General features: G+C 44.2%; 10 protein-coding genes and 1 riboswitch. Of the genes, 8 read left to right on the top strand and 2 right to left on the bottom strand.

The features are described 5' to 3' along the window. Nucleotides 1-887 precede the first annotated feature (887 nt). The 3 genes from I2H74_RS21570 to I2H74_RS21560 are packed head-to-tail and all read left to right on the top strand — an operon-like array spanning nucleotide 888 to nucleotide 2,566. Nucleotides 888-1,370 (top strand): Lrp/AsnC family transcriptional regulator, encoded by a 483-nt coding sequence (locus I2H74_RS21570; RefSeq protein WP_195576311.1) that lies wholly within the window; start codon nucleotides 888-890, stop codon nucleotides 1,368-1,370. Nucleotides 1,371-1,372: 2 nt separating this feature from the next. Continuing rightward, nucleotides 1,373-1,999 carry a chromate transporter gene (locus I2H74_RS21565; RefSeq protein WP_195576310.1) on the top strand — a complete coding sequence of 209 codons (627 nt, stop codon included), beginning with the start codon at nucleotides 1,373-1,375 and terminating at the stop codon, nucleotides 1,997-1,999. 27 nt (nucleotides 2,000-2,026) lie between these two features. Then, nucleotides 2,027-2,566, top strand: coding sequence for a chromate transporter (locus tag I2H74_RS21560; RefSeq protein WP_195576309.1), 540 nt, complete (start codon nucleotides 2,027-2,029; stop codon nucleotides 2,564-2,566). A gap of 246 nt (nucleotides 2,567-2,812) precedes the next feature. Here I2H74_RS21560 and I2H74_RS21555 read toward each other — a convergent pair whose 3' ends face one another. Both I2H74_RS21555 and I2H74_RS21550 read right to left on the bottom strand, forming a co-directional pair. Beyond that, a complete protein-coding gene (locus I2H74_RS21555; protein ID WP_195576308.1) occupies nucleotides 2,813-3,127 on the bottom strand; it encodes a DMT family transporter in 315 nt (104 codons plus the stop codon). Next, entirely contained in the window at nucleotides 3,124-3,468 is a 345-nt protein-coding gene (locus I2H74_RS21550) for a DMT family transporter (protein ID WP_195576307.1), read from the bottom strand. Before I2H74_RS21550 ends, I2H74_RS21555 begins: the two co-directional genes overlap by 4 nt. A 104-nt stretch (nucleotides 3,469-3,572) precedes the next feature. After that, a riboswitch (guanidine-I (ykkC/yxkD leader) is annotated at nucleotides 3,573-3,675 on the bottom strand. A 309-nt stretch (nucleotides 3,676-3,984) separates the two neighbouring features. On the opposite strand from I2H74_RS21550, the gene I2H74_RS21545 reads away from it, so the two are divergent. The 5 genes from I2H74_RS21545 (at nucleotide 3,985) to I2H74_RS21525 (ending at nucleotide 8,978) form a co-directional block, all read left to right on the top strand. After that, the gene (locus I2H74_RS21545; RefSeq protein ID WP_195576306.1) at nucleotides 3,985-4,416 is read left to right on the top strand and encodes a GNAT family N-acetyltransferase; all 432 of its coding nucleotides are present in this window, start codon (nucleotides 3,985-3,987) and stop codon (nucleotides 4,414-4,416) included. 26 nt (nucleotides 4,417-4,442) lie between these two features. Continuing rightward, on the top strand, nucleotides 4,443-5,375 hold the full coding sequence (gene rbsK / locus I2H74_RS21540; RefSeq protein WP_195576305.1) for a ribokinase: 933 nt from the start codon (nucleotides 4,443-4,445) through the stop codon (nucleotides 5,373-5,375). Beyond that, nucleotides 5,368-6,288 (top strand): ribonucleoside hydrolase RihC, encoded by a 921-nt coding sequence (gene rihC, locus I2H74_RS21535; RefSeq protein WP_195576304.1) that lies wholly within the window; start codon nucleotides 5,368-5,370, stop codon nucleotides 6,286-6,288. The genes rbsK and rihC overlap by 8 nt, the downstream gene beginning before the upstream one ends. Nucleotides 6,289-6,357: 69 nt before the next feature. Next, entirely contained in the window at nucleotides 6,358-7,773 is a 1,416-nt protein-coding gene (gene dcuC / locus I2H74_RS21530; RefSeq protein ID WP_195576303.1) for a C4-dicarboxylate transporter DcuC, read from the top strand. Nucleotides 7,774-7,952: 179 nt separating this feature from the next. Next, the gene (locus I2H74_RS21525) at nucleotides 7,953-8,978 is read left to right on the top strand and encodes a LacI family DNA-binding transcriptional regulator (RefSeq protein ID WP_195576302.1); all 1,026 of its coding nucleotides are present in this window, start codon (nucleotides 7,953-7,955) and stop codon (nucleotides 8,976-8,978) included. Nucleotides 8,979-9,170: the final 192 nt, after the last annotated feature.

Here is a 9,170-nt window from a genome sequence, read left to right as displayed (position 1 = left end):
TATTAGGCACGCCGCCAGCGTTCGTCCTGAGCCAGGATCAAACTCTCCATAAAAGCGAATTTTGTTTGCCGATTCAAGAATCGAACAAAGTTCACATTAAGTGTTTGACTTGCTCATTTGTATTGCTGACGAGAATGTAATTCTCAATAATGTTTCACTCGTTGTTCAGTTTTCAAAGAACAAAGTTAGTTACTTTCTTTTGCTCACCACCATTCAGCGGCGACTTAATTAATATATCACATTCACTTCTTAAGGTCAAGCATCTTTTTCAATGTTTATTATGTCATCGAATCAGAAGCTGATAACCTCACCGCTTTTGAGGGCGGATTAATAATATAACACGCCCACTATATAAATGCAAGCTTCTTTCCTCAACTTTTTGATGCTCCCAATACAGCAATCAAATAGCAGCTTAGGATACTGCTGATTAGTCGTATCTCTCTTGCATGCGCTTGATAAGTTCGCACTGCTGAATTGCTTCATACGTACAATTCATTAGGCTGTTCATCCCATCTGGTATCCGTATTAATAAACGATATAGGCCTTAAGCATGATTGCTTACACCGTGCTGTATGATGTACAAGCTGCGCTGCCGCTCTTTCCCCACCTTCTTCAAGCCGGATCACGCATATCAAGATCATGAATCCATCCCCTATATGAACATTCGGAAAAGCTCTTATATTCACTAATCATTCTCTCCTATATTGTCGTCATACGTCTGACCGGTATGAGCGGACCTCAACGTTCATTTATAAACAAAGCGCTTGTATATTGAAAGTTATTGTTGAAAGCTTCATTCATTAGATATAACATTACATAATGTAATCATATAATCATAATCACAATCGTTTTGAAGTTTAATTATTGATATAAGGAGCTGTAATGAAATGAATCCTCCGAATTTTTATAACAATCCGTCAGTTGTAACTGATGAAACAGACCGACGCATCCTGTCTGCATTAATGGCGAACGGCCGAATTTCTTATACTGATCTGGCGAAAGAAATCGGTCTTTCGCGTGTTGCCGTTCAAGCAAGAATTCAAGCTTTAATGGAGGAAGGTGTCATTGAACGATTTACAGCAGTTGTGAATCCTGAGAAACTCGGCATTCAGGTATCTGCCTTTTTCAATGTAGAAGTAGAACCCAAGCACCTAGAAGAAGTGGCGACAGCTTTAGCCGAGGACCCATCCGTTACAAGCCTGTATCACATGACAGGACCAAGCAAATTACATATGCACGGCTTATACGCCAGTCATCAAGAGATGGAGAAATTCATGAAAGAGAAGCTATATCCATTGGCCGGCATCAATAGCGTGGAATGCCAGGTATTAATTACCCGATACAAAAGTCGAATGGGAATGAGGTTATAACGATGGAAGAGATACAGCCTAGAGCAGCATCAAAAGCACAACGGTATTGGCAGCTCATCGCGGCCATGGTCAGAACCGGAGTGCTTGGCTATGGAGGCGGGCCATCCGTCATCCCCCTTATTCAGCATGAGGCCGTTAATCGGTATCAATGGATCGATGAAGAGGAATTTGGAGATGTGCTTGCCTTAGCCAAAGCGCTTCCCGGCCCAATCGCTACAAAGATGGCTGGTCAGCTTGGTTATCGACTGCTTGGATATCCAGGCGCAGCAGTTGCGATCATTGCACATATTCTGCCTTCTTCAGTCGCTATGATTACTCTCATGTCAATCGTTCAAGTCCTCAGCCACTCGCGGATCATTCAAGGAATGATCCAAGGGGTTGCTCCTGTCATTGCGGTTATGATTGGCATGATTGCTTATGATTTTACAGAGAGAGTATTCTCGGGACTTGGGAAATGGTTCGCCATCTTCACTCTCGTCCTATGCTTTGTACTGATGCAAATCTTCTCCCTGCATCCGGCTATTCTTATAGTCGTCTTTCTTCTATATGGAAGCGTGCATTACAGTTGGATGGATAAGCTTCGAAAGCATCGCGGCAAAGAACCGTCAGAAGAGCATCAAGAACGTTGAACCAACTCAAAGGAGCATGAATAAGTAATGGAATGGATTAATCTCATCATTGGTTTTTTCACCGCAAATATATTGGGATATGGCGGCGGCCCCTCCTCTATCCCTCTGATGTATCAAGAGATCGTCACACATTATCACTGGCTCAACGATCTTGAATTCGCTAATATGCTGGCTCTCGGCAATACGCTTCCTGGTCCAATCGCAACCAAGATTGCCGCTTATGTCGGCTATCACATCGGCGGTCTGACCGGAATGGCTGCTGCACTCGTCGGGACGATTGTTCCAACAGCGCTCGCTCTTATATGGTTAATGAAGCTTCTCAAAAAGTATCGTCAATCCCGTGCGGTTAAAGGGATGACCTTGCTTGTCCAGCCTGTGATCGCTATTCTGATGATTGTGCTGACCTGGGAATTGGCGAGCGAGTCAATCCAATCCATCGGCTGGCTTCATCCGCTTATTATCGGAGCTGCTGCTTTCTGGGCGCTTCAGATCAAGAAATATCACCCTGCACCTGTTATTCTCGTTGCATTTCTGTATGGGGGGATCGTATTGGGCGTTATGGCTTAGGTGATAACTGTGAATTAATTGATTAGTGAAGTTAATTCAGATCGTATTATGCAGACAAACCAACATTAATCATTAATCCTCTATATTAGGCTTTACCTATAAAACCAATCAAGAGACACCTGTATAAAACAGGTGTCTCTTTTATCATCGAGATCATTATCATTAGCTGTTCGCACACTCGGTTGAGGTTATTTCCAATAGAAGCAAAAGAATGAATTCATCTAATTAATCCTCAAGCATGGCCGTTTACGAGATTAACTTCAGCCCGATGGCAGAGCCAAGCACCAGCGCAATGAAAAAGATTCGGGCCGCATTCTTCGGCTCATTATAGAAGATCATCCCAAGAATTGCGCCGCCGGACGCTCCGATCCCCGTCCACACAGCGTATGCAGTACCCATCGGCAGGGTCTCCATCGCCAAGGCTAAGAATACAAAGCTGGCGCCAAATCCTGCTATGAGATAAAGGAGCGACAGCACATTTTTATCATGATGCCACTTATTGATCATCAAGACACCAACCATCTCACATATACCGGCTAAAATAAGAAATGCCCAGTTCATGCAGAAGCTCCTCCCTTCACACCTTTGGAATCTGTCACCATTTTAAGACCAATAACCCCGATCAAGAGGACAACGATAAGGACTAGCTTCATGATCTTGAACGGCTCTCCGAAAAATACAATTTCCGAGAACACCGTGCCTGCAGTGCCCAACCCCACAAACACCGCATATACCGTACCCACGGGCAGAGTCTTGCCAGCATGAATCATCATATAGAAGCTGACTGCGATACTGATCACAGTCCCAATCCATTCAAGCGGTGTGTTCGCATGCTTTAACCCAATGACCCAGAACACTTCAAAAAAAGCTGCGAAAAATACTTTTAACCATTGTGCATTCATCTTCGTCAAGCCCCCTTACGTTATTCTTCCCGTTTAGCCAAGGCAAGCATTCACTGGGTTCCAGACAGCAGAAAAGCCCAGAAGATATCCATCATTGATGAATAGTCTCCCAGGCTTTTATCCCTCCGTGGCACAGCAGCACGTGCTGTGGTTCTCTCTCGGACCAGTCCAGCTTGATGAAGCTGCGGAACCCTAGAGAACGCTTGTGTATATTCAAATGTTGAGGTAATCCATGATCCCTCTGTATAAACTTAAACGGGTAAGAGTTGAATTACGTTTATCCTAGTAAAAATACCGCCCCCTGTCAATCCTTCTCCCACAAAAAAATGGGTCGAAACTATTCTCTAATCACGCCTAGTATCCAGCTTGAAGATCCCTTAATGAATTCTATTGTTAAAAATTTCTTAGTGCCGCAATGTATTGACAACGCTTTCACCATGGTGGTAACATTACATCAAGAGCTTGGTAAAACGTTTTATCAAAACCAAAATCCTTAACTGGAAGAAGTGAAATGACATGAATTTTACTTCAGAATTGAAAGTCGTATCGAATGCCCTAATGCCACAAATGTATTGTGAGCTGCGGCAAAAATGTTCTGATCTCTTTCAGCCATATGCCATTGCTGATGTTGAGATTGCACTGCACAATACCCTATATTCCGTCGTTGTGTTCAATGAGGAACGTCCAGTAGGCATTGCAAGAGTGGTCGGTGATGACCGCATCGTCTTCTTTATCAAGGACGTTGTTGTCGATCCTGCCTATCAGCACAGGTCTATCGGAACGATGCTTATGGATTCGATATTGGACTATATATACGAGAAAGCCTGCCCATCTGCCTATATAGGGCTCATGTGCACGCCGAATACGGAACCGTTTTATGAGAAATTTGGATTCATTCGTCGTCCTAACGAGCATCATGGGTATGGCATGGTGAAGTTCGTGGAATAACGAAGAGAGCAAGGAGGAGGTTTAAAGTGAGCAAGTTGATTGTGTTTGGAAGCTTGAACATGGATATAACTATTGAAGCGGACATGCTGCCTCAGCAAGGAGAAACCATCACGGGCCGAAATTTTATGACGAATCCCGGTGGCAAAGGAGGCAATCAAGCAGTAGCTGCCGCAAAAATGGGAGCACCCACTTACATGATTGGCAGCGTCGGCAGAGATGTATTTGGAGTTGAGTTGGTAGAGCAGCTTGCGAATACCGGAGTAGATGCTTCCTACATTCATTCCAGTGATCAAAGTCCAACAGGTGTTGCCGTCATTACCTGTATAGATGGAGACAATCGCATCATCTTAAGCCCTGGTGCGAATCATGATTTAAAGGCGGAGGATGTTGAGCGTATCGTAACCCAGATTGGACAATCCGGAGATATATTCTTAACTCAATTCGAATGTGATTACGAAACAACGATGTCTTCTCTGCATATGGCCAAGAAAAAAGGGCTGTTCACGGTGCTCAATGCTGCGCCAGCAAAATCGATTGCACAAGAAGCCTATCAAGACATTGATTTGCTAATCGTCAATCAGACGGAATGCGCATTCCTGACGAACATCCATCCGATGAGCGTCGAGGATTGTAAAGAAGCCATCAAGGTTTTTGAAGAAAAAGGCGTTACTTCCACCATCATCACGTTGGGCTCTGAAGGAAGCGTAACAATCATGAATGGAGAGCTTGTTCACGTCCCAAGCCACAAGGTGGAGAAGGTTGTTGATACAACAGCAGCAGGCGACGCTTATATCGGTGCACTTGTGTATGCCATGCTGCATAACCAAGATTTATTCCATGCCATGCAATTCGCAACGAAGACCGCAGCTTTAACCATTACAAAGCGTGGAGCTCAACAATCGATTCCTACGCTGGGTGAGGTACAACAACATTTTGGAGAGGATGAAAAACATGCTTAAAAGACCAATTATCATTGATACGGATCCAGGGATTGATGACGCAGTTGCTTTAGCGATTGCATTATACAGCGAAGAACTGGATGTAAAGCTGATTACAACGATCGCAGGCAACGTCGGTGTAGACAAAGTCACAAACAACGCACTTAAGCTATTGAAGTTCTTCAACAAAAATGTACCCGTTGCGATCGGCGCCAACGAACCTCTGCTCGTTGCATTTGAAGATGCAAGCAATGTTCACGGACAGAGCGGAATGGATGGCTTTGAATTCGAAGAGCCGACAGAAGAGCTTCTCCTATCCGAGCACGCGGTAAATGCAATGCGCCGCACCATTATGGAAAGCAGTGTTCCGGTAACGCTTGTTCCTATCGGCCCTCTGACAAATATTGCGATGCTCCTTAAGATGTATCCAGAAGTGAAAGGAAACATCCAAGAAATTGTCTTAATGGGCGGTTCGGCTTCTCGAGGCAATAAAGGCGTGATGTCCGAGTTTAATATTGCAACAGACCCTGAAGCAGCGAAAATCGTCTTTGCAAGCGGCGTTCCGATTGCAATGGCTGGGCTTGATGTAGGCTGGAAGGCGCTTGTATTCCCAGAAGATTGCGAAATGCTCAAGGATATGAATAAGACAGGCAACATGATTCACTCTCTGTTCCAACATTATCGCGGCGGCAGCATGAAGACAGGCTTGAAAATGTATGACAGTTGTGCAATCGCTTACTTGCTGAAGCCGGAAATGTTCGACATTGTGGACACTTATGTAGATGTTGAATTGAACGGCAGCCTTACGTCTGGCTGTACGGTTGTCGACCTTAAAGGCTATTTGAAACAACCAAACAATGCAAAGGTATGCTTAGATATCGATACCATCATGTTCAAAGAATGGTTCATGGATAGCTTGAAGAAATGTGATTAATTGCATTTATAAGTTTTATCCGCTAGACCAATAACAGCAATCACCTTACTAATAGATGGGGGATTTGATATGAATCCGATTATCATGTATGGCTCTGCCATTATCGCCGTATCCATCGTTATCTACATGTTGATTAAGCAAATGGATATCAAGATCTCGATGTTTCTTATGGGTATCGTGCTTATGTTTGTCGGCATCGCAGCAGGCAATGGCATTGCGGTAAAAGACTTTGTGGGTACAGGTGCAGTCTGGTTAGATCCATTGCTCGCGATTGCTCAGCAATTCCAGCAGACGCTCACCTCAGCCGGCTTCATCATTTTGATCTTGGGCGGATATTCTGCCTATATGACAGCCATTGGTGCGAATGATGTAACTGTAAGCGTTATTACGAAGCCCGTTTCAAAAATAAAATCAGCTTATATTCTAGTCCCAATTGTATTCTTGTTAGGTAATGCATTGTCTCTAGTCATTCCTAGTGCATCAAATCTAGCGATTATCTTGTTGGCTACACTCTACCCTGTTATGCGAAAAGCAGGTATGAGCACCTTAACAGCAGCAGCCGTTATTGCCACAACGGCAACGGTAATGCCAACACCGCTTGGCGGCGACAACGTTGCGATCGCGCAAGAGTTGGCCAAGTATCCAGAATATATGGGAATGACCGTAACCGATTATGTATTCCGATATCATGCCGTTATCTCGATTCCAACCATTATTCTAATGGCGGTAGCCCATTACTTCTGGCAAAAATTCATGGACAAGCGTTCTAAGGCAAACGATGTTGATGAAGTTGAGCTGCAGGAAGTGAAGGCGATCGAAGGCGGCGCTCTGTATAAGACGGTTTACGCCCTGCTTCCGATATTTCCGATCATCCTGCTCATCGTCACCTATTGCTTACAGACGTTCGCAGGCATGAATATTAATGTTAACGTTGAAGTTGCAACTATGTTCTCTTTTGCACTGGCTATCATCTGTGATGTCATTAAACGCAAGAGCGGAAAGCAAGCTCTTCAGCAAACCGAAACCTTCTTCAAGGGAATGGGCGGCGCGATGCCAATTGTGGCCCTTCTCGTTGCAGCAACAATCTTTGTAACCGGTTTAAAATCGATTGGCTTGATTGAAGCCTTGCAGGATGCAATGATGAATATTCAAGGCTCCGGCTTAGGCTTTGTGTTACCGCTTATTCTCGTCTTGCTGACTGCGCTTATCGTACTGTTGAGCGGCAGCGGAACAGCGTTGTTCTACGCGATGGTTCCATTGATGGTGGCTCTGTCCACAGCAGCAGGCATCTCGGCGATTGCCGTCTCCATCCCTATGGGTCTTGCCGGCAACCTACTGCGTGCGGTATCTCCGGTATCTGCGGTAGTCCTGATCGTAGCCGGATCTGTGAAAAAGAGTCCATTGGAAATCGTACGCCGTACATCCGTTCCAATGATCGCTGGTGTCGTATTCATGTTCGTACTTTCCATGATTCTATTCTTGTAATCTCTTCACTCTGCAAGCGGTGGCAGTTTATAATAAGACTGTTGCCGCTTGTTTTTTGTTTTTCAGCAAACGGAAATCGATCCAGCATGTATAAATGGAAAGGAGGCATGAGAACGTCAATCCCTCTCCTGCTTACACAGTACTGAGTCCTAGAAATGAGAGCGAATGACTAATTTGCGATGAAAGTAACGATAAAAGATATAGCACGTGAGGCAAACCTTTCTTTGAGTGCCGTTTCTCGTGTCCTGAATAATAAACCATGTCGTGTTTCCGAAGAAAAGAAAGAACTGATACGCAGCATCGCGAAAAAATACAACTATACGGCCAATCAGATTGCAAGAAGCTTAGTCACGAAAAAAACAAATACGTTCGGCCTCATTTTGCCTGATATCGAAAATATTTTCTTTTCATCATTTGCTAAACGGCTGGAGGCTAACTGTCGTCAGCATGGCTATGCTCTGATCATTACGAATACGGATGATAAGTATTCAGAAGATCAAGAGATGATTGATCTCTTGCTTGCGAGAGATGTGGACGGACTGTTCTTAATTGTCAGCACAGAATCATATCAATATGTTGAACCCATGATTGAGCGATTATCGAAGCTTGAAATTCCTTATGTCATGGTGGACAGGGTCTATCCCGAATTTGATTGCAACAAAGTGTTTTTTGATCATGAAAAAGGTGCCTATCTCGCCGTAAAGCATCTGATCGAGAATGGCCATCGCCGGATTGGATGCATCGCCAACAAGCTGTCTACCCTGAATCGAGATTACCGCCTGGATGGCTATATGAAAGCCATGCGGGAATATGGCTGTGAGATCCAGGATGAGTATATCGTCGAAGGTGATTATCGGATCCAAAGTGGATATCAAGCGGCTGATAAGCTCTTGCAAACCGATATATCGGCATTCTTTGTCTGCAACGACATGATGACGCTGGGGGTATTTCGCAAGCTGTATGAGGGTGGATACCTCATTCCAGAGGATTATTCGATCGTGAGTTACGATAATACGATTGCTCCATTCTTAAGTGATATTAAATTAACTTCCATTGAGCAGAATGTTGCGGAGTTGGGAGATACCGCTTTTGAAGTATTGTTTGCTCAGATGGAGAATGAAGAGCTGCCTGCAAAGGATATTTGCCTGCTTCCTAAGCTTATTGTGAATGAGTCCGTTCAACCGATTGCGGATGAACATAAATAAAGTAAGGAGAACCCGTGACATGGCGACTTTATAGCTGTTATCCCTTGTCATAAATTCCAAAGCACCTCTTTGCTGTACTATATCTCACCTATATTCTGATTCGAACACAAAAGACCCAAAAGGGATTCACTTTTAAAGTGTCCTTCTTTTGGGTCTCTTTTTATATACCTATGGCAATTTCAGCGTCTTGTC

The organism is Paenibacillus sp. 1001270B_150601_E10 (assembly GCF_015558675.1).
GTDB lineage: Bacteria > Bacillota > Bacilli > Paenibacillales > Paenibacillaceae > Paenibacillus_B.
Note: the sequence above shows the minus strand (reverse complement) of the source record. Positions and strands in the feature narration are given on the sequence as shown.

Bases quoted from the DNA above. Each gene is read 5' to 3' on its own strand.
- I2H74_RS21570 (WP_195576311.1), top strand. From the start codon at position 888: ATGAATCCTCCGAATTTTTATAACAATCCGTCAGTTGTAACTGATGAA.
- I2H74_RS21565 (WP_195576310.1), top strand. From the start codon at position 1,373: ATGGAAGAGATACAGCCTAGAGCAGCATCAAAAGCACAACGGTATTGG.
- I2H74_RS21560 (WP_195576309.1), top strand. From the start codon at position 2,027: ATGGAATGGATTAATCTCATCATTGGTTTTTTCACCGCAAATATATTG.
- I2H74_RS21555 (WP_195576308.1), bottom strand. From the start codon at position 3,127: ATGAACTGGGCATTTCTTATTTTAGCCGGTATATGTGAGATGGTTGGT.
- I2H74_RS21550 (WP_195576307.1), bottom strand. From the start codon at position 3,468: ATGAATGCACAATGGTTAAAAGTATTTTTCGCAGCTTTTTTTGAAGTG.
- I2H74_RS21545 (WP_195576306.1), top strand. From the start codon at position 3,985: ATGAATTTTACTTCAGAATTGAAAGTCGTATCGAATGCCCTAATGCCA.
- rihC (WP_195576304.1), top strand. From the start codon at position 5,368: ATGCTTAAAAGACCAATTATCATTGATACGGATCCAGGGATTGATGAC.
- dcuC (WP_195576303.1), top strand. From the start codon at position 6,358: ATGAATCCGATTATCATGTATGGCTCTGCCATTATCGCCGTATCCATC.
- I2H74_RS21525 (WP_195576302.1), top strand. From the start codon at position 7,953: ATGAAAGTAACGATAAAAGATATAGCACGTGAGGCAAACCTTTCTTTG.